The 19,938-nt window shown below is 52.4% G+C and carries 15 protein-coding genes; 6 read left to right on the top strand and 9 right to left on the bottom strand.

All coding sequences use genetic code 11. The features are described from left to right. The first annotated feature begins 401 nt into the window (after positions 1-401). Together MFFC18_RS07780 and MFFC18_RS07775 are read left to right on the top strand one after the other, a co-directional pair. On the top strand, positions 402-1,001 hold the full coding sequence (locus tag MFFC18_RS07780) for an ECF-type sigma factor (protein ID WP_075085451.1): 600 nt from the start codon (positions 402-404) through the stop codon (positions 999-1,001). Further along, on the top strand, positions 994-4,680 hold the full coding sequence (locus tag MFFC18_RS07775) for a serine/threonine protein kinase (protein ID WP_075085450.1): 3,687 nt from the start codon (positions 994-996) through the stop codon (positions 4,678-4,680). Before MFFC18_RS07780 ends, MFFC18_RS07775 begins: the two co-directional genes overlap by 8 nt. 25 nt (positions 4,681-4,705) lie before the next feature. Here MFFC18_RS07775 and MFFC18_RS07770 read toward each other — a convergent pair whose 3' ends face one another. From MFFC18_RS07770 to gnd, 7 genes are all read right to left on the bottom strand, one after another. Continuing rightward, entirely contained in the window at positions 4,706-5,014 is a 309-nt protein-coding gene (locus MFFC18_RS07770) for a cupin domain-containing protein (RefSeq protein ID WP_075085449.1), read from the bottom strand. A gap of 77 nt (positions 5,015-5,091) precedes the next feature. After that, on the bottom strand, positions 5,092-6,360 hold the full coding sequence (locus MFFC18_RS07765) for an HlyD family secretion protein (RefSeq protein ID WP_075085448.1): 1,269 nt from the start codon (positions 6,358-6,360) through the stop codon (positions 5,092-5,094). Continuing rightward, positions 6,357-7,841 (bottom strand): cysteine peptidase family C39 domain-containing protein, encoded by a 1,485-nt coding sequence (locus tag MFFC18_RS07760; RefSeq protein ID WP_157665197.1) that lies wholly within the window; start codon positions 7,839-7,841, stop codon positions 6,357-6,359. The genes MFFC18_RS07765 and MFFC18_RS07760 overlap by 4 nt, the downstream gene beginning before the upstream one ends. A 441-nt stretch (positions 7,842-8,282) precedes the next feature. After that, the gene (locus tag MFFC18_RS07755) at positions 8,283-9,281 is read right to left on the bottom strand and encodes a hypothetical protein (RefSeq protein ID WP_075085445.1); all 999 of its coding nucleotides are present in this window, start codon (positions 9,279-9,281) and stop codon (positions 8,283-8,285) included. Positions 9,282-9,554: 273 nt separating this feature from the next. Continuing rightward, entirely contained in the window at positions 9,555-11,087 is a 1,533-nt protein-coding gene (zwf, locus tag MFFC18_RS07750) for a glucose-6-phosphate dehydrogenase (RefSeq protein WP_202907563.1), read from the bottom strand. A 33-nt stretch (positions 11,088-11,120) separates the two neighbouring features. Next, entirely contained in the window at positions 11,121-11,612 is a 492-nt protein-coding gene (locus MFFC18_RS07745) for a DinB family protein (RefSeq protein ID WP_075085442.1), read from the bottom strand. A gap of 188 nt (positions 11,613-11,800) precedes the next feature. After that, a complete protein-coding gene (gene gnd / locus MFFC18_RS07740) occupies positions 11,801-13,252 on the bottom strand; it encodes a decarboxylating NADP(+)-dependent phosphogluconate dehydrogenase (RefSeq protein WP_202907562.1) in 1,452 nt (483 codons plus the stop codon). 326 nt (positions 13,253-13,578) lie between these two features. Here gnd and MFFC18_RS07735 point away from each other — a divergent pair, with 326 nt between their 5' ends. Further along, a complete protein-coding gene (locus MFFC18_RS07735) occupies positions 13,579-14,805 on the top strand; it encodes a chorismate synthase (protein WP_075085440.1) in 1,227 nt (408 codons plus the stop codon). 143 nt (positions 14,806-14,948) lie between these two features. Here the strand turns inward: MFFC18_RS07735 and MFFC18_RS24855 are convergent, their stop codons facing one another. Further along, complete coding sequence (locus MFFC18_RS24855) at positions 14,949-15,146, bottom strand: hypothetical protein (RefSeq protein WP_075085439.1); 198 nt, start codon at positions 15,144-15,146, stop codon at positions 14,949-14,951. 55 nt (positions 15,147-15,201) lie between these two features. Between MFFC18_RS24855 and MFFC18_RS07730 the strand changes: the two genes are divergently transcribed. Continuing rightward, positions 15,202-16,308, top strand: a complete 1,107-nt coding sequence (locus MFFC18_RS07730; protein WP_075085438.1) for a class I SAM-dependent methyltransferase — start codon at positions 15,202-15,204, stop codon at positions 16,306-16,308. A gap of 153 nt (positions 16,309-16,461) precedes the next feature. Here MFFC18_RS07730 and MFFC18_RS07725 read toward each other — a convergent pair whose 3' ends face one another. Continuing rightward, positions 16,462-16,710: an RNA-binding S4 domain-containing protein gene (locus MFFC18_RS07725; protein ID WP_075085437.1), complete on the bottom strand. Its 249-nt coding sequence runs from the start codon at positions 16,708-16,710 to the stop codon at positions 16,462-16,464. 485 nt (positions 16,711-17,195) lie between these two features. On the opposite strand from MFFC18_RS07725, the gene MFFC18_RS07720 reads away from it, so the two are divergent. After that, positions 17,196-17,846, top strand: coding sequence for an OB-fold-containig protein (locus MFFC18_RS07720; protein ID WP_148618701.1), 651 nt, complete (start codon positions 17,196-17,198; stop codon positions 17,844-17,846). 46 nt (positions 17,847-17,892) lie between these two features. Further along, the gene (locus MFFC18_RS07715) at positions 17,893-19,917 is read left to right on the top strand and encodes a flotillin family protein (protein WP_084417262.1); all 2,025 of its coding nucleotides are present in this window, start codon (positions 17,893-17,895) and stop codon (positions 19,915-19,917) included. The last annotated feature ends 21 nt before the right edge of the window (positions 19,918-19,938 follow it).

Here is a 19,938-nt window from a genome sequence, read left to right as displayed (position 1 = left end):
CCTCAACCTTAAGTCGCGCACCAACAGCTTGAGTTGCAAATCAGAACTGGCAACTGGGTCGCACCGCCTGATAAATTCGTGCAAAGAGGTCCGTGGAGATCGCCTGTACGATTCGAACTCGTTTAGAATTTCATCATCGTTTTTGCGTTGGTTCATCTACCACCCATGGCTCTGAAACCGGTGTTCCAACAGCCAAATTCCTCCGGTTTTGATTTCTTCAACAGATTTATATGTGCAAATTGAACACAACCCGACACTTGGAGTTGCTCGGCAAATACAATCGGAGTTGCAAAAATCACGCACTTGGCGCCGCAGCCCCATAGTTTAAAACGAACTGTATCACTGAAACTGGTCAGTAAACCTATTTTGCATTCGTCTTTTTCCAAAAGAAACTGATCAACATGGAAATGAATTCTTCGGTAACGGACTGGATCACCCAATTGAGGAACGGCCACAGTTCCGCTTGTGACAAATTGTGGCCGTTTTATCTGCAACGCCTGACCGCGATTATCTGCCAAAAACTGGAGTCTTCGCGTACGGAGGTCAGTGACGAGGAGGACGTCCTGATCGACACCTGTGAAGTCTGCTTTCGCAAAATCAAAGAAGGTGTCTATCCAAATATTTCAAGTCGCCACGACCTCTGGCGTTTGCTTACGAAAATTGCGACGCGCAAGTCGATCGATCAGATTCGACGTTCGCGGAAGGGCGTTGATCGCCTGCGGCAAGAGGCGACCCAGACGATCAACTCGACCAACGACAGTTTCGAAGTCAATCACATCGACAGTTTCCCGGGTGCGGAACCGACGCCTGAATTTGCGGCGATGGTGGCGGACGAAAGTCGATATCGATTGAGTCAACTTCCCGAGAAAATGGTCGACGTAGTCAAGCTTCGCTTACAAGGCTTTACGCTTAAAGAAATTGCTGCAAAGACAGGCGTGTCGCTGCCGACGGTTCAACGCTACCTCAGTTTCGTCAGAGAGGCATGGTCACAGGATGAGTAACAGTCGACTTCGAGCTCTCAAACAAATCGATGATATCTGTGAACAGTTTGAGTTGATGTTGAAGCAAGGCCAGCAGGTTGAAATCGCAAACTGGATTCAACTGGTGCACGAAGATGACCAATCAGAGCTTTTCTACGAACTGCTTCGTTTGGAAACTCACCATGACCTTGCGAGTCGTTCCAGTAACAGCATAGGCGACTATTTCCGTCAGTTCCCCGAATTCTCGAATGAGATCGTTAAGGTTTTCGCGAGGAATCGGGGCGACGATTCTGAGACTTCATCGCTGCCCGTTTCGCATTCGCCAATGGAACCGGTTTCTGTTGGCGATTTTATCAGCCGCTTCAGGATCATTTCGCCATTGGGCGCCGGCGGTTTTTCGGCTGTTTTTCTGGCGCATGATCCGGAGATTAATCAAGCCGTTGCACTGAAAGTTCTGCGTCCCGACGTAGTCGTCGAAGATTCCCGGTATCTTGAGTGCATTGTTAATGAAGCCAATGTTCTTTCTCGCATCGATCACCCCGCGATTCCAAAAGTTTTTGACGTTGGCGAAGACGATGACGGTCGACCATGGGTGGCGATGGAGTTCATCAAAGGCGAGTCGCTTTACAAGACTTTGGCGACGGATCAACACTCGCTGGTCGAGGTACTGCGAATTCTGGTTCGAACTGCCAAAGCGGTGCACGAGATTCATCAGGCTGGTTTTGCCCATCGCGACATCAAGCCCGACAACATCATTATTGGGCTTGATGGCGAGCCCCGAATTCTTGATTACGGATTGGCGCTTCACGAAAACATACAGCGTAGGAAAAGTGGAGAACGTGCCGGGACAACGGCGTTTATGTCGCCAGAACAGGTTCGCGGCGAGAACGAAGATCTGGATGGACGTACGGATGTTTGGTCACTGGGAGTGATCCTTTATCTTGTCGTCGCCAAACGGCTTCCTTTTCATGGTGAAACCAAGGAAGACACTCGCCGCGACATTCTCAAACAGCCGGTGAAACCGCCGCGACAGATCAAGAATAACCTCGCGACAGTCGAACTGGAAAACGTGTGCTTCCGTGCGCTCAAAAAACACCCGGAAGATCGTTTTCCGACCGCCAACGATTTCGCAAACGAGCTTCAAGCTGCAATCGACGTCCTGCCGGCTGAGTTTCTGTTGCAGGACGCTTCCCGGACGCGGAAGTTATCGACTCGGGAAAATTGCGAGCTTCAACTGGCTCGGCAAGCAAGGATTTGGACTGCTCAACCTTCTGCGAGGAACCTTCCCGGCCCTGTTCGATTCGCCAAGTTCCGAATGTGGACTGATAAAGGTTATTGGTCTGATTCGGAATCCAGCTTGATGACCGCGGCATCCAAACGATTGCTCAAGTATGGATACGCGTTTGCTGCGATTGCGATCATCCTCGCATTCACCCAGTACCGTGTTCGCGAATCAAGTTTGGATGCGAGGGTGCAGGAAACGGTTGCAGCCGTTAGAGAAGCGCCGATCCCGGAAGTGAGATCGGTGTTTGACTCGATGTCTTCATTTGCGCCAGACCGGTGCCTGGATGCGGTTCAAACCGCTTTCGACGAAAGCCAACCGGTCGATGAAATCTCTGCTGAAGGACTCAGGTACGCGATCATCCTCGCGGATTTGCATCCTGAGTATCGGGAAATTTTTCGGAACAGCATAATCACTGCGGATGCGGACGAACTCTATGTCCTCGTCGAACTTGCGTTCGGCGATGGGGAAGATGATCTGCTCGAACCGATTGATGAACAGCTTAGAAAACGGCTGGTCAATCTGATTTCGCGATCGCACGACGCCGGAATTGAACGGCTTTGGCCTGCCGCTCCAGAGGAGTATGCCGAACGTTTCGATTCGCTCAATGGATCAATGACTCCGCGTTATGCTTATTGTCCGCAAATGAGGCTGGGCGAATTCAAAAAGACATGCGAAGAGCTTCGAGAGTATCGCTATTGCCCGGTCAACGTACGGCCCTGGAAGGACAAACTCAACAACACCTTCGTCGCTGCGATCTGGCACCGAAGCACTTCGGACTGGAAGATTTCCTGGGATCTTTCGCCGACCGATTTTCTGGCGATGAAGTCCAGAGAAAACATGAACCTGGTAGATGTTTGCGACGGCCTGAATTCCAATGACGAGGACCCCCTGTTGGTGGCGGTCTGGTCGCGGGAGAAGAATCCTTACGGTAAGGCCCGTCAGATGTTGCTCGCGGAAAAAATCCCTCAGCTTTTTGATCCAGCGTGGTCACAAAAATTTGACCCGAACTACAGCGTTATTGGAAAGGACATTGAGTCTTACTATCTTGAGGACACTCCTCTGCTGGTCGATGTGAGCGTGCACAATGATCACACTTTTCAACCACTGGTTTCTCGCGAGCAAGAGAAGATTCGGGTTGGTGAAATGATCCTTAATGCCTGCGCACCAGGCGAAGAGGACGTTCCGGATCCTCGATTGGCCAACAGACTCGAAGCCGCCGAGAACTTGAAAGCCGAAGCCTACTACACGTTGCGGCGCTTCGATCGATCGTCAGACCATTTTCAAAAGAACGCTTCGGAAGAAGGAACGTGGCAAGACGAACTCACTCGAACGCTTTCGTTCACAAGATCTGGCGACATGGTCAACGCGCACTATTCGAAAGCTGTGCTGACCAGAAAAATGAATTTCGCGGTCAAAAACGGCACCCGTCCGTATTTGAATTACAGCGTTGCACGCGCCATCAACGGTTCTCTTAATGCTGAAATGGAATTTTGGCAATCGCGGGACGTCACTGAGTTTATTGACTTTGTAAAAACAAGAATCGAATTCGTCGAGGCGAACCCCTCAGCAACATTCGTGACGCCGTGGGCGGAGTACTACGCTCTCGCACTGGCAACCAGTTCAGTTTCCCAGGCCATTGCAATCACTGGCGAACAATCGTCCAAGGACGCCAAGGTTCTCGGTCAACTCAAATCCAAACTGGTGCAAGAGTCTCTCGTGCTGAAACCATCGCTGAGACGAAGGTACGCGAAATGGGTCGAGTTTCAATCAACTCTTAACCTTCCGACTGTCGTACCGCTACTTCATGAAATCGAGCAACCCATCCGATCGTCCGCGTGGAGCACTCATGCATCGATGTGCGAATCGCGTTTTGTTGAATTGCGTTCTCCATTGGCTCATGCCGCCGAATGCGCAAGGTTCGAACGCGGATTTTTTCCGGTATCCATAGTTTTGGGAAAAACGGTTCGTGGACGCCCCAGAGTTGGTTCCGTGTGGCACTATGAGCTTGAAACAGCAGAGTTTGTCAAACGCGAACAAACGCTGGCCAATGCATTTTGCTATGCCCTCCGTCACGACGAAGATCTCGGCGTTTGGAAAATTCTCGGATCACCAGACACGGACACGCTAAAGCGGCGGATTATCGACACGATTTCCCGTTTTGACGTAGACCCGCTAATTCTGGTTCGACGACTGGGACAAACCAGTAGCCCGTCCGAACAACTTTCGATTCTGAAATCTTTGCGACAGTATTCCGTCGCCGACATTGACCTGCACAAGATTGACGACATCCTTAACTTGATCAAGCCAATTGAAGCCGCTGGATCCTCGGAACATCGTCAGCTCTGCAAAATCATTCGAATTAATTTGACTGCCGTGCAGATAGCGAACACGAACAAGAATCGCGTTCGCTACTAGCAGCAGACCACTCCTCCGGAAAGGACTACCAGGTTCCGTCGTCGGTAAGAGTTGGATCTCCTTCGTTTGGATCCGGGTAGACAAACCCGTGGTTCTGCATTTCCATCAACAAGTCCTCCCAGGGAATATTGTTGACGTCGAGAGGAACCAGTTGCGCCACAAAGTGGTCGTAGATCGCAGTAACATCATTGCCAACTTCTTCCGCTGTTTCGATAAACCACTCCACCCAATCAGTACCGGCTTTGGTGGATTCCATCTGCGATTCGGTCATGGGGACGAAAGCACTGTTGCCTGAATTCGTATTCAAGCCATCGTTTGTGGTCGTAGAGTTCATAGAGCACCTTATTTTATACGCCCAGAAAAAAGTCAACCGCTCGCGGACGCGACTTGCAGATGACGGGTATTTGTTTGTCATTTTCCCGAGAGCCAATCGTTGCCGAGAGCCTGCTCGAGTAGGTGAATTGCCAGTTTCTTTTGGCCGGTTTCGATTTCGACAATCCCGGTCATCCCGAGGCGAATGCTGTCCCATCGTTCAAAATCATTTCTGTCAGCATCCAGTTCCAACCGAACCCGATAGCCATCCACGCGGACCCGTGATCCGTCTCCCTGAACGACTTCCTTCTGATAAAGGTCCGGAGAAATTTCGGTCACTCGAGCTTTCAACGAACCGTTGACCAGCCAATCGATACCATCAACGACGATGCATGCCGGATCGCCCGTTTTAACGCTCCCGATCTTGCTCGACGGAAGCAGCGTTTCAGCCATAAAGCCATTTTTTGAGACGGTGATGCCGACGACCCCGGGCGAAACCCAGTCTCCGACTCGAAGAGAACACTGGGAGACCTGCCCGTCCGAAGGGGCGACGATTTCGCACTGCCGAATCCTCAATTCAAGTAGCTCGACTTCATTGCGAGCAGCCGACAATCTGTTTTGCAATCCCAGTCGCTCGGTTTCGATTGAATGAACCTGTTCTTCATGGCTGGCAACAAGAGATTCAATTCTGGATTCCAGTTCAGCAATCTTTGAGTCGGCAATGGGGAGCTGAGCCATTGCAAGATCCTGTTTCGCTTTCTCGAAATCAGCCTGTAAAGCGGCTGCTTCCGATTGAGAGATTGCGTTGCGACTGGCTAACTTCTGTGCTCGAGCCCACTCTCTTTCCAAGTGTTGCGACTGCGATGTCGCGCTACGAATTTGAATCGAGCGTTCTTCGGATCGTTTGCTGTCGATTTGCTGCTCTGATTTTAGCTGAGCCAGCAGCTCGGCCCTTTGTGTGCGAAACGTTGCAGCTGCCAATTCAATCTGGACAGACTTGGCTTCAATTTCCAGTTCGAAGTTCTGAATCTTCTGCAGTTCGCCCTTCCGTTTTGCGGCAATTTCACGCGTATCGAGACGAGCCAGAACGTCACCCTTCCGCACCGACTCCAGTTCGCCACAAAGCATCTCGGCTACCGAACCGCTCGTCGATGAATTCGGGAACAGGGCTCCGTCAGATGATTCGAAACCACTCGCGTTGGGCACAATCTTTACCGTGTGAGAGACGGTTTCACTGATCGGAGTAAGCGAAGCCCAAATCGTCAGAATCAGGATTGCGAACGTGAGCTGGATCAGTAGTTTCCCCGCCGGCTTTTTGCCCCTGGCGACACGGTAAAATTCTGAGGCGACCTGAAGATGATGACTCACAACACACCTCCTGCTTCAACTGTTAGCTCGTTGCCACTCGATTCCGGAACGCTCAACGTCGTGATCGATGGAGCCCCAACCCTGGATTTCGGGTTCGCGTTTCTGACCACGGAATACTGCAGCGAATCACTGGTGAAGTCAGACAGGAAGTCAAGCAGTCGACGAACATGAAAGCGGCACTCGGGGATCGAAGCGACACGCTTGGACCAGCGGACGATAATACTTGTGTAGATGCTAAGCATAAAAAACACCGCCATTGTGTGCCCCATGCCCAGCGTCGTGTGTTGCAACCCTCCAATTAACAATCCGGCAATCAGGTTTGCTCGCCCCACACTGGCGGAAACGGTTCCATCGAGCGACGTAAAGTTGTCTGACTTGGCCACTGCGTCGCAATAGGCAAGTTGAGACCACGGCATGTCTGTGACAACTTTGCTTTCTGGCTCGACATTGGCCATCAAAAAGGCCAGCCCGGCTTCGTTTCGATCTCGGACACGGAGAACTTCTCGATGCGAACGGCGACTGGCGCTCGAGAACCAGACGCAATAGACTGTTAGCGCAACGCCCAACAATGTGGCGTACCCGGCTGCATAAAGATCAAACCAGGCCATGAGTCCGAGATACAACAGAAGGCTGGCAGTATTGCCGGGGAATGAGATTAGATTGGTTAACGAATCCGCAACCGAAGTCACTGCCCCAACACACCGCGATGAAGCTTGACGCAGGCCTTTCTTGGGGTCGAATTCGTGCTGCTCGATCAGGCTCGTTGAAAAGTTGAACAACGAGAGTAGTGCGCGAGATTTGACATCAGCTTTGATCAGATGGTGTAGCTTTCCGATCCACAGATAAAGAACAGCGCAGATTGCTATTCCACCCAAGTACCAGAAGTTTGGCGTTCCCAACGAAGAGCTGCTAAAGAAATTCTTTAGCATCAAGATTCCGATCAGCAGTAGCGCGAGTTGAAATACCTCTCCGATACACAACGCGGTTGCCGCATTGGACTCGTGAGCTACCGCGCCGACGAGAAAACGATTCGCATCGATTTCCTGCCCGAAATCCACCGCGACATAGTCCGGTTTCCGTTCGCACAGAATCAGACTGCCGGTAAACACGTCGGCAAACTGGCTGGAAGAAACCTCGACGGCTACTCCGCCGATACCGGGATCCAAATATTTGACTCGGTTTCGATTCGCTTCGAGCACGACGACGTAGTGCAGCAGCGTACCTGCGACGCGAATTAGCGCGATCGCAGGCAATGGTGCTTGATCGATCGCATCCGATGGCCCTTGAACAGGTTGCGCGGAGACACCGAACTCCGACAACGCATCACGTACGCCTCGAATCGACGTTCCACCATCTTCGAGATCGATGTGACGTCGAATCGTGTTCGCTGGTGGAACAGAAACTCCTGCCTGAAAACAAATGGCTTTTATCGCCCAAACTGCACAGTCGGAATCCGTCAACTGTCTTTCAATTTTCCCCACGGCTCTTCCCAAACCTGTCGCACATCCATTGTGCAACGTGTCGCCAATACTCAGGCGCTGCTCCAAGTCGCAGGCCCTTCATCCGACTGGAACTACACCACGCGCCACGTACAAATTCCACGCGACATGAAGAAAACGAAATTTGCTAGCAATGCAATACGCGAGCAGCTGCTGCGGGAAAGAATCAAGCCCACATCGGTGGCTAACGCGGAATGCGGCAGCCGATGCAAGCGTCGCCAAAACCAGGGAATTGCTGCCGGAATCGTTTGATGACTTTGCTCAACCAGGACAGCACGAAAGTGCCACATTGTCTCGCGACAAGAAGATCGCGGAAACACTGAGAGATCGACGCCGCCCATGGGTGTGCCAGACGCAAATTGTGCCTACCGTTTAACAACCAAGTTCTTTTTATCAACTTTGCCCCACTGTTGCGATCGCCGACTATCGAGGCTGATTCGGAGCAATGAACGCGACGGCACTGGTACGCCAAACCGGTTCTGCCGTCGAGTGGTAGCGGCAACCAGACTTGACCTTCACTTCGACCGTATCGTTAAGATGTCGAAGCAGTTCATAGTGGCCGGCTCGTTGAATCTTTTCTTTGGCGCGGCGGATCGCGATGTCGACTGCTTTCATTCGACGCACCAAATCCGGCTCTTGAATGCGGCGGCTCCCCACAGGAGTGAATGCCTTGCGGAGATGCGCTGTAATTCCAATCCGTTCGGCCACCAGCTTCTCAATCAAATCCGCGTCTGGTACCAGTTTCGCATTCGCCATTTCAGATTCGATCGATTCGAGTCGTGCCAGCATGGCTTTTCTGCCCTGTTGATCGATCAGCACATCGGGCTTGGTAGGCTCAAAGCCAACACCTGTTCGTAGCGCATCACCAGCGCTCATTGCCTTGGGACGTTGCCTCGTTTTTCGGCCGCCAAATCCGTTGTAAAGCTCCTGCGGCGAGAATGTTACGCCCGGATTCGCGATCAGACAGTGTAGATACTTGATGCCGGTAATGTCTTGAGGATAAATGGTCTGACCAAGATATCGCACGACCCAACGACCATGCTCAAACGAAAAAATGTTTTCGTCAGTTTGGGCACCAGATCCTGAATTGCGAAATTCTGAATTGCCATTGGCACTGTTTGCCGCCGAGACGTTCAGGTTCATCGCCGAGACTGAATCGGAATTCGGCGCGCTACGAGCACCGCTCTTCGCATGGTCCTGTACGATCAACTTCCACGCGATCTCGGCTTTTGCTTTTGAAACACCGGACTCGATCAGACGGCCAACCAGTTCCTCGCGATGCAGACTGGCCTGCTCGTCGGTCCAACTTCGGATGAACACGCGTCCAATCTCGGACACCAGCCGAGAGCAGATCGGATACACATCCAAAAACTGATTGCGATCGATGTAAGAAGTCTCGGTTCGTGAGTGGTTCGCAGACATCGCAGCTCAGCCTCCAGAGTCACACGCCTGTATTGAATCGACTTCTCTGAAGCAAAACAATCCGTGACATGCTATTGAAAAGATTCCACGAAACCGTCGTGGCCTGTTCTTTCAACGAAATCAAACGGCAAACAGCTATCAAAAAAACATATTTTTCAGGATCGCGAACACGATCTTTGTCGGCCAATTCGTGGTCATCGCGACGAATTCGGTGTGTTTCTTCCGTTGAAGACCACCAATCGGAAGATCGTCCTGGCAAAACAGACGATCCGTTTACAGCTCGCAAAAACTGGTGTCTTCGGTGAGTTTTCGACATGGATTTCGCCACGTAATCTCTGCTGGCTCGATCAGATCGTCGGCCAACTCCGGCCCCCAACTACCTGCCGGATAGCCGTAGACAGGAATCGAATCGTCGTTCTTCCAAGCCTTTAAAATTGGCTCAACGAATTTCCACGAGTATTCAACGCTATCGCCATGCGCGTACAGCGTTGGATCTCCCTTGATGCAGTCCAGCAGCAAACGCTCATAGGCCTCCGGAACATCGGCTTCGGCCAAATCAGAGTAATGGAAATCCATTCCCACATTTTTTACGTCGAAACCTTCACCTGGGACTTTCATTCCGAACGATAGCAGAAGACCTTCGTCTGGTTGGATGCGCATCACCAACTGGTTGTGAGCCAGATGCAAATCCTGATCAGTTCGAAAAATCTTGTGCGGTGGACGATCGAACGTAATCGCAACTTCGGTCACTTTCGTCGGCAGTCGCTTGCCGGTGCGGATGTAAAACGGGACTCCCGACCAACGCCAGTTGTCAATGAAAAATTTCACCGCGGCATATGTTTCCGTTTTCGATTCTGACGGCACGCCTTCCTCTTCGCGATAGCCTTTGACCATTTCGCCTCGCATCTTTGACGCCATGTATTGGCCTCGGATGCAGTACTTGGCCACTTCGGATTCGGCGATTGGACGAAGCGACTGAAACAGCTTCGATTTCTCGGCTCGGATTGCCTCGGCAGATGGTGAGATTGGCGGCTCCATCGCAATATGCGCTACGATCTGCATCAAGTGGTTTTGCAGCATGTCGCGGAGTGCACCGGATTCATCGTAGTATCCACCTCGATTGCCGACACCGATGGGTTCCGCAGAAGTTATCTGTACATGTTGAATATAGTTTCGATTCCACAGCGGCTCGAAAACAGAATTCGCAAACCGAGTCACCAACAGGTTTTGAACCGTTTCCTTGCCCAGATAGTGGTCAATCCGATAGATTTCATCTTCCGGAAAATACTCCGTTAGCGATTTATTGAGCTCTCGGGCGGACTGGCTGTCGTAACCAAACGGTTTCTCGATGACCAACCGCCGGAACGAACCTTCACAGCGATTAAGCCCGTGCGCGGAAAGAAACGCCGGAATTTTGTCGTACAAAACGGGAGGAGTCGACAGATAGAATACGAAATTGCCAGCCGTTTTGAATTCACCATCAAGCTGATCAAGACGCGATTTCACTTTGGCATAGTCGTCGGAACTATTCGTATCAATCGGCTGGTAAAAAAGCAGCTTCGCAAACGCCTCCACCGTTTCGGCGGGCTCCTCCGAGATATCGAACAACTCATTGTTCAGAAACGCCTTCTGCCGAAAGTCATCGTCCGAGAGCTTACTGCGGCTCACGCCCAACAATGCAAAATTTTCTGGCAACAGTTTGCATTTGAACAGGTCGTAGATCGCCGGAATCAACTTCCTTCGTGTCAGGTCGCCCGACGCACCAAAGATTACAAAAACAACCGGTTCGATGTCTCGCGTACTCATATCCATTCGTCCTTTCAGGATTTGGCGATCAAACTAGATCACGATTTCGCGACCAAGTTCGCGACGCAACACCGTCCACTGGCCGGAGTGCATCAACCAGTGCGACCCAATCATACTGAACAACGACGCAACCGTTGGAGCATAAGATTGAAAACTCTCTGGCGAAGCAGCACTCAATTGCTCTTCACTCAGTCCCGCCAACACGTCCTTGATGACCTGCCGCTGGTTGCGATAAATTTCCATCAATTCGGTTTTGGGTATGAAGTCATCCGCATTGTCGCTGGCAGCTTTTTCTTTCGAGTATTTTTCTTCAAAACCGTCCGGGAGTGCCGGCACGCTTCCGGGCACACACCCATTGCACATCGCGTTGTCCGACGCGATCAAGTGCCCGATCTGCCAGTTCACATGATTGCAACCTGAATGAGGTCGCTGCATCGCTTCTTCGTTGGTGAGATCGTCGAGATAGGCCCCGCAAATCATGTCCGCGCAGTCGATGCCCAATTTGATTGCTTCGTTTACATTCATCGCGTTTCTCCAATATTCAAAAGTCAACGACGCCTATCCGTACCAATTCGGGTGGCTCGACAAAAACAAAGACGTCGATGATTCACCGACGCTTCGTTCCCGATCATTCTTCCCCGAAAAACTTTCGACAAAGCAAACCGTGCTGCTCGTACAAAATCATGCGAGTCAGCAGATATCAGACCAACGTGCTACACGTTGTACGACGTTGACGAAGTCGTCCCGCCGCGTCCTGTCCAGTTGGTGTGAAAGTACTCACCGCGTTCTTTGTCCAATCGCTCGTACGTATGAGCACCGAAGTAGTCACGTTGAGCCTGCAACAGATTGGCAGGAAGTCGCTCTGTCCGGTACCCATCGTAATAGCACAACGCACTGCTGATCGCCGGCAACGGGATACCAAGCTTGACGCCGGTTGCGACGACGTTTCGCCATGAAGCCTGAGCCGTTTCGACAGCTTTTTCGAAGAACGGATCCAACAGCAAATTCGTCAGCCCGGAATCTTTTTCAAAGGCGTCGCGAATGTTGTTCAGAAACGCGCTGCGAATAATACAGCCGCCGCGCCACATCATGGCGATTCCACCGTAGTTGAGCTCCCAGTCCCGCTCATCGGAAACCGCTCGCATCAACTGGTAACCTTGTGCGTAAGAAACGATTTTCGACGCGTAAAGAGCCTGTTCAAGATCGTTCACGAAAGCCGCTTTGTCACCATCGAAGCTGACCTCGGGGCCGTTCAATACTTTCGATGCAGCGACTCGTTCGTCTTTCAAAGCCGACAAACAACGCGCGAAAACAGCCTCGCCAATCAGCGTCAGTGGCTGACCGACATCAAGAGCAGTAATCGCAGTCCACTTCCCGGTTCCCTTTTGCCCTGCTGTGTCAAGAATGACATCGACCGTGGCCGATCCGTCGTCTTCGCGATAGCCAAGAATGTCTCGCGTGATTTCGACGAGGTAGCTATCAAGCACGCCGTTGTTCCAGCGAGCGAAAACTTCGTGCATCTCGTCGTTGGACATTCCCAGTCCGCTCTTCATCATCTGGTACGTTTCGCAGATCATCTGCATGTCGCCGTACTCGATGCCGTTGTGAACCATCTTCACAAAGTGCCCTGCACCGCCGCGACCAACCCAGTCACAACACGGTTCGCCTTTGTCGGTTTTGGCGCTAATCGCCTGAAAGATTGGTTTCACGTGTGGCCAAGCCTCAGGATTTCCGCCAGGCATAATGCTGGGCCCCTTGAGTGCTCCTTCTTCGCCGCCAGAAACTCCGGTTCCAATGTACAGAATACCTTTCGCAGCCAGGTCTTCGGTGCGGCGAACCGAATCGGGGAATTCGCTGTTCCCTCCGTCGATGACGATGTCGCCTTCTTCGAGAAACGGCAGCAGTCCCGCGATGACGGCGTCAACCGGACCTCCGGCTTTGACCATAATCATGACGCGGCGCGGCCGTTTGAGTTTGCTGCAAAGCTCTTCGAGCGAATGCGTGCCGATGATCGATTTGCCGCTGGCTCGACCTTCAATAAAGTTGTCGACTTTGGAAGTCGTACGGTTATAGACTGCCACGGTGAAGTCGTGGCTGGCCATATTGAGAACAAGATTCTCGCCCATTACGGCAAGCCCAATCAATCCGATATCTGCTTCTGACAAGGAAGGTCTCCGGTTGCTGCCCTGTTTGGGCATGCATCAAAATCCTGAAACTTTGGCCGCGATTTCACGGCGAAAGACGAAGCCGCAAGTCTAATGCATTCGTCGCGTTCTTTAAAGCATCCTCATTTAACCTGCCGTTCCGGGCTGAATCAGATTCTGCCGGGTCGACTTGCAAGTTCACCGCGTATACTCGGACGTAGATTGCTCTCGGGCACAAATTGTCTCTGACTCGGTCCGTGACTGGCAATCTGAACGCTCTACTTATTGTGCGAGCATTTTCGTAAAATGACGGCTCTTAACTTTAACCACACATTTATAGGTCTTCGATGGAAATCCTCGGCGGTCCACTTTTCGCAGTCGCCGGAGCCGGAGAATCACACGGTCCCGGAATCACAACGATCACTTTCGGCTGCCCTTCCGGGATTCGGATCGAGCGAGATCAGATTCAACATTTTCTCAATCGACGCCGACCGGGCTCGAACAAGCACGGGACGCCAAGAAACGAAGCGGATCAGGTCGTGCTAACTTCTGGCGTTTTCGACGACCAAAACCACGACGCGATGTTGGCTGGACCGGCGTTCTCCATCGGCGGCGGTGCCGAAATTGCGACCTATAAATCTGGCTTTGCAACTGGAGAACCGATCGCGGCGTTCGTGGGATCGGCTTCTTCAAAGAGCGGCCACTATCAACAGTTCGCTGGCCCGCAAGGAGAAGTCCGGCCCGGGCATACCGATCTGGTGAAGCATCATCAGTCCAAGGGCTTTGTCGACTATCGCGGGGGAGGGCGGTCCAGCTATCGAAGTGCAATCAGCGATGTCGTCGGTGGCTCGATTGCCAGGGCTTTTCTGGCCGAAGCGTTTGGGACCCGTTTCCTGTCCAACATCGTTCAGGTTGGCTCGTTGAAATCCAAAAGGCATCTTGCTGATGTTTTCGATTCGCAGGATTCATCAGCGACGGATGTTGACGACCTGGAAGCGTCGCTTGCGGCGTCCGAAATCTACACCATCGATCCCGAGTTCGCAGACGCGGCTGCCAAGCTGATTATCGAGACTCGCAAGGGCGGCGATTCGCTTGGCGGAATCGTTGAGGTCATCGCGGTGAACGTTCCGCCACTCGTCGGTGCTCCGCTGTACAACAGTCTTAAGCTCAGGCTGATGGGTTCGTTGGGAGGCTTGCACGCGGCACGGGCTGTTGAAGTAGGGTCGGGCAACGATGTCGTGACGCGACTGGGAAGCGAAAACAACGATTCAATTCGCGGCGACGGATACAAGTCGAATCACCACGGCGGAATGCTCGGCGGGATTACAACCGGCCGTCCTCTCGTGGCTCGAGTTGCGTTCAAGCCAACGTCGACGATTACAACGGCGCAAAAAAGCGTTCGCAAGGACCTTTCGGAGATCGACTACCAACTGGACAAAGGTCGGCACGATCCGTGCGTGGCAATTCGCGCCGGCGTGGCACTTGAGTCCCGGATGGCGATCGAGCTGGCCAACGCGGTGCTGCAGCATCAATCTGGGCGCGTTCACGCGGATGATTTCAAGCTGTTTGAGTAAGCAACACAAAAGCAGCCAAGCCTGTCCCAGACTTGTTGCACTGTAGTAAGTAGCCAAGCCTGCCTCAGACTTGTTCACCACCGTAGTAAGTAGCCAAGTCTGTCCCAGACTTGTTCCACGGCACCAGTCTGGGACAGACTGCCCTACTCTTCATCCGGCTGATGATTCCGATACAGATGAAACGCACAATCCGGCCCGACCATTTTCATCGCCAGCCTTGCGGGCATTTTGATCCCACCGTTAATCACCAGTTTGCGATACAAATACTTGCGGCGCAATTCTTCGGCGATGGAGTCTTCTTCCTCGTGCGAATCTGAATTTGTCTGCGTTGAATCGTCCATTGTTCCATTACAATACCAGCCGAAAACACCTGAAATCAATACGCAATCCAAAACCGTGACTGATCCAAACCGCACTCCTGATCCAGCCTTCGCTCCGCCTGAAGTCAAAGTCGAAATCCGGCCCAACGAAGCATGTCTTCACGAAGTCGCTTCCAAACTGCCGGGAAACTCCATCGTCGTCGTTTCCAACGGTCGAGCCCAAGCTGCTGAAATGCTTGCCAGCGCCCGGCCAAACGCAAATGTCACGGCCTGGTATTTGGATAGTTATCGTTGTTCGCTCGCACGAACGCATTACTCCGATCCGCCAGCGAACCTTGATTTCGCCTGCGACGCGGATTGGGGCAAGGACAGTGAATCTGCGCAAGTCGATTTGGTCTGCCTGGCTTTGCTGAAGGGCGGCGAGGCAGAACTGAACCGCGAGATCCTGCAAACGGCTTATCACCATTTGGAGATTGGAGGCGCTCTGGTGGTTGCGATCAACAACCCGAAAGACAAGTGGTTGTATGAGCAGATGCAGGCGTTCAACAAGTCGGTCAAAGTTCGCAAGTTCAAACAATCGAACGTCTACTATGTGATCAAAAGGAAAGAACTCAAAAAGCGTAAGGACTATTCGTGCCAGCTGGCGTTTCGCGACGAAGGCAACCTGATTCAGATCGTGACCCGTCCAGGCGTATTTGCCCATCGACAGTTCGACAACGGCGCGCGTCAAATTTTGGATGTGGTCGAAGTCTTTCCTGAATGCGACATCATCGAAATCGGTTGCGGCAGCGGAGCAATGTCGCTGGCCCTGGCCAAACGAGACCCTTCATGCAGCCTGTACGCAATTGACTCATACTCGCGAGCCATCGATTGCACTCGCCGCGGCGCTGAACTGAATGGACTTTCCAACGTCGTCGCAGAACTCAACCACGACGGGCACCTGGGGAACAGGGCAGGGCAGTTTGACATGGCGATTGCGAACCCGCCTTACTATGCGGACTTCCGCATCGCCAAGCATTTCATCGAGACTGCTGTCCGTGCCTTGAGGATCGGCGGTCGTATGGTTTTAGTGACACGAATGCCACAGTGGTACCGTGACAACCTCGGACAGTGGCTGGATGAAGTCGAAGTTTTCGAAAGCCGTCGGTATCACATCGCAACCGGGATCGCGCGTCGGCAGTAGCAAGCAAATCTGCCCATGCTCCAACGGCCAAATTCAGTAGCCAAGTCTGGCTTAGTAGCCGAGTCTGTCTCAGACTCGTTCGACCGAGCCTAACTTAGTAGCCGAGTCTGTCCCAGACTCGTACAGTCCGGTGTCAGTCTGAGACAGACTGACCTACTCTTCTTCGTCAGCGCTCAACGCGACGTCGTAGACTTCGCCATCGAGACCTACCTCGTCACCGATCACAAGTTTCTTCCGCCGACGAGTCTCGACTTCACCATTGACAGTGACTTGTCCATCCTGAATCAGAATCTTTGCCTGTCCGCCAGTCGGCACTCCGCAAAGCTGCAGAAACTGATCCAGCCGGATGTTGAGCGGAACGTCCTCGGCAGGACTTTCAGCAGGTTGGTTTTCTTCAGACATCGAATCTCGGTTCTTCTTCGGTTTCAAAACTAACTTCGTCGCTCGGTGGGGTCCGAGGCGACCGGGTACTGCTTTTTTTCGTTTAACGGCAAGCCGCAGGCGACGGGTGCTGCATGATGACGCAGTCGCCTACGGCTTGCCGTTAAACGAAAGGCCTGGACCCGCGATGCGAGATCTCTCCATCAACACTAGCCGCCCGAAGCGACGCCAAGCCCTCCGGCAGCCTGTATTTTGCCGTTCCTTCGCAATCTAGCGGCTTTTCCGGTCGCGAATTCTTCCAAGATTTTGGTATTGGCCGCGAACTATGGTCGAATCTTGAACGGAACCGGACGTCCGGAATCCTAACACATCCTCCGATTGTGACGATTCTCTTGCGTCCAAACGTTCCTTGATTTTTTGGCACGAAGCCAGACACGGGTTAGCCGTGACCTAAATTTTCGCTCACTGCGCAACCAATGACGCAGTGCAAACGGATCGAAAAGAACATGATCGACTTTATCAACGAAACATTTCAATTGGTGAACCTGCCGGCAACAGGCCTGCTGTTGCTATGCCTGTTGTACTGGATGATGGTCATTGTTGGAGCCATCGGAGTCGACGCTATCGACATCGATTTCGATACGGACCTCAATGTGCTGGACGTTGACGGCGACTTCGATACTCACACAGGTGGATTTAGCTCGTTTGCCGAGCTGATGCACTTGAATCACGTGCCAGTTGTTTTGGTCGCCAGTGTTTTCGCTCTGCTTTTCTGGGCGGCAAGCTTTCTCGGAAACCATTTGCTCAATCCTGGCGGCAACGTGTTGGCCGGATTGCTGATTGGCACAGTCAACGTCGCGGCCTGTTTGTTTTTGACTCGCCTGATCCTTGGTCCTTTCGCTGAAGGGTTTAAGCCGCAAGAAAATGACACGACGCGGGACAGGATGATCGGAATGATCGGAGCGGTAACGACTTCGGAAGTCACCGAATCATTTGGCCAGGTCAGCATAAAGTTGGACGGCCCCGAGTTGGTCATCAACGCTCGCAAGCAGCCTGACAAACCTAATCTTGGCAAAGGCGACGCTGCCAGGATTCTTTCTTACAACTACGAAAATGACACTTACATGGTTGAACTGTGTAAGTGGGAAGACAAATAGACTTAACGATACAGCTTCGGTTGATTTCAAATTGGGAGATTCATTAATGATTGACAGCACCATACTCGCGATCAGCCCTATGGGTTGGTTCTTTATGATCCTCGGCGGCGCCCTGTTCTTTATCGCCGTGGGCGCGTTCGTGTTCATGCTTCGCTACTATCGCAAAGTCAATCAGGGTTCTGCGATCGTGCGAAACGGTATGGGCGGAACGAACGTGAGCTTCTCAGGCGACTGGGTGATTCCGATTCTCCACAAAGCCGAATTGATGGACATCTCGGTGAAGCGAATTGAGATCGATCGTTCGGGCGAAGATGGTTTGATCTGTCGCGACAACATGCGAGCCGACATCAAGGTTTGCTTCTTCGTTCGCGTGAACAAAACAAAAGAAGACGTCGAACGCGTGGCTCAGTTCCTCGGTTGCGATCGTGCGTCTGATGAAACAGCCCTGCGTGCTCTGTTCGAGCCAAAGTTCTCCGAAGCTTTGAAAACCGTCGGTAAACAGTTCGATTTCGTTGAGCTTTACAACTCTCGCGAAAAGTTCCGCGAGCAAATTTTGCGTATCATCGGCACGGACCTCAACGGCTACGTGCTTGACGACGCGGCGATTGACTACCTTGAGCAAACGGATCTTGAGAAGTTGAATCCCAACAACGTTCTCGACGCTGAAGGTATCAAGAAGATCACCGATTTGACGGCCGAAGAAATCACGCGTGCGAACTTCATCCAGCGTGAAAAAGAGAAAACGCTGAAGAAGCAGGACGTTGAAGCTCGCGAAGCCATTCTGGCTCTCGAACGTCAACAGGTCGAAGCCGAAGAGAAACAGCAGCGCGAGATCGCTGAAGTAACGGCACGTCAAACAGCGGACGCGAAAGTCGTCCAGGAAGAAGAACGTCAGCGACAGGAAACGGCTCGGATTCGCGCCGAAGAAGAAATTCTGGTCGCCGAAGAGAACAAGAAGCGTGCTGTGATCGTTGCTGCGAAATCGAAAGAACGCACCGAAGCGGTGGAAACAGAACGCGTCGAGAAAGATCGTGGCCTTGAGATTACGGAGCGCGAGCGTATCGTAACGCTGGCTCAGATCGACAAAGAAAAAGCGGTCGAAGTCGAGAAGAAGAACATCCAGGACGTCATCCGCGAACGAGTCATCGTTGAACGTGCGGTCGTGGAAGAAGAAGAAAAGATCAAGGATACTCGCGAATTCGCGGCTGCTGATCGTAAGAAACAGGTTGCCGTTACGGCCGCCGAAGAGCTGGCTCAACAGCAGTTGGTTCAACAGGTTCAGGCTGCCGAAGCCAAGAAACAGGCTGCGACTCTCGATGCGGAAACCGTCATCGTGACGGCTGAAGCGGAACGTTCGGCTGCGGAAAAGCAAACCGACGCGAAGAAAATGTTGGCAGAGGCTTTGCAGGCCGAAACTGCGGCTCCGGGACTTGCCGAAGCGGATGTGATCCTTGCGAAAGCCGATGCGATCGAAAAGGAAGGTACTGCAGAAGCCAAAGTTGCGGAACTGAAGTTCAGCGCCGACGCTCGCGGTATCACCGAGAAGGCGGAAGCGATGAAGCTGTTCGACAGCGTCGGTCGCGAGCACGAAGAGTTCAAACTGGAACTCCAGAAAGAGAAAGATATCGAATTGGCGGGCATCGATGCTCAACGTCAAATCGCGGAAGCTCAGGCCGGCATGATTGCCGAGTCGTTGCGTGAAGCGAACATCGACATCGTCGGTGGAGACGGACAGTTCTTCGATTCGATCGTGAACTCGATTACGGCGGGCAAGCAGGTTGATCGCCTGGTCGGTGAGAGCACGGTTTTGACCGACGTGAAGAACACTTTCTTCAACGGCGATCCGGCTCAGCTTTCATCCGAGATCAAAAAGCACATCGACATGTTTGGCATCAGCAGCGAAGACCTGAAGAATCTCAGCGTCGCGGCATTGCTTGGCCAAATGATGGGCTTGACCAACGATGTCAACGTGCTGGGACAGCTCCAGTCGATGATGGGCATGGCGAACAAGGCCGGCGTCGCGACTGAAAACGCCGGTGCAGTTCTGAAGAAGCTGAGCGTGAAGTCGTAGGCAAAGGTGGCATAGGCTTCC

The sequence above is a fragment of the Mariniblastus fucicola genome, assembly GCF_008087665.1.
In the GTDB taxonomy this organism is placed as follows: domain Bacteria; phylum Planctomycetota; class Planctomycetia; order Pirellulales; family Pirellulaceae; genus Mariniblastus; species Mariniblastus fucicola.
The sequence above is the reverse complement of the archived record's forward strand: the minus strand, read 5'-3'. Positions and strand labels throughout refer to the sequence as shown.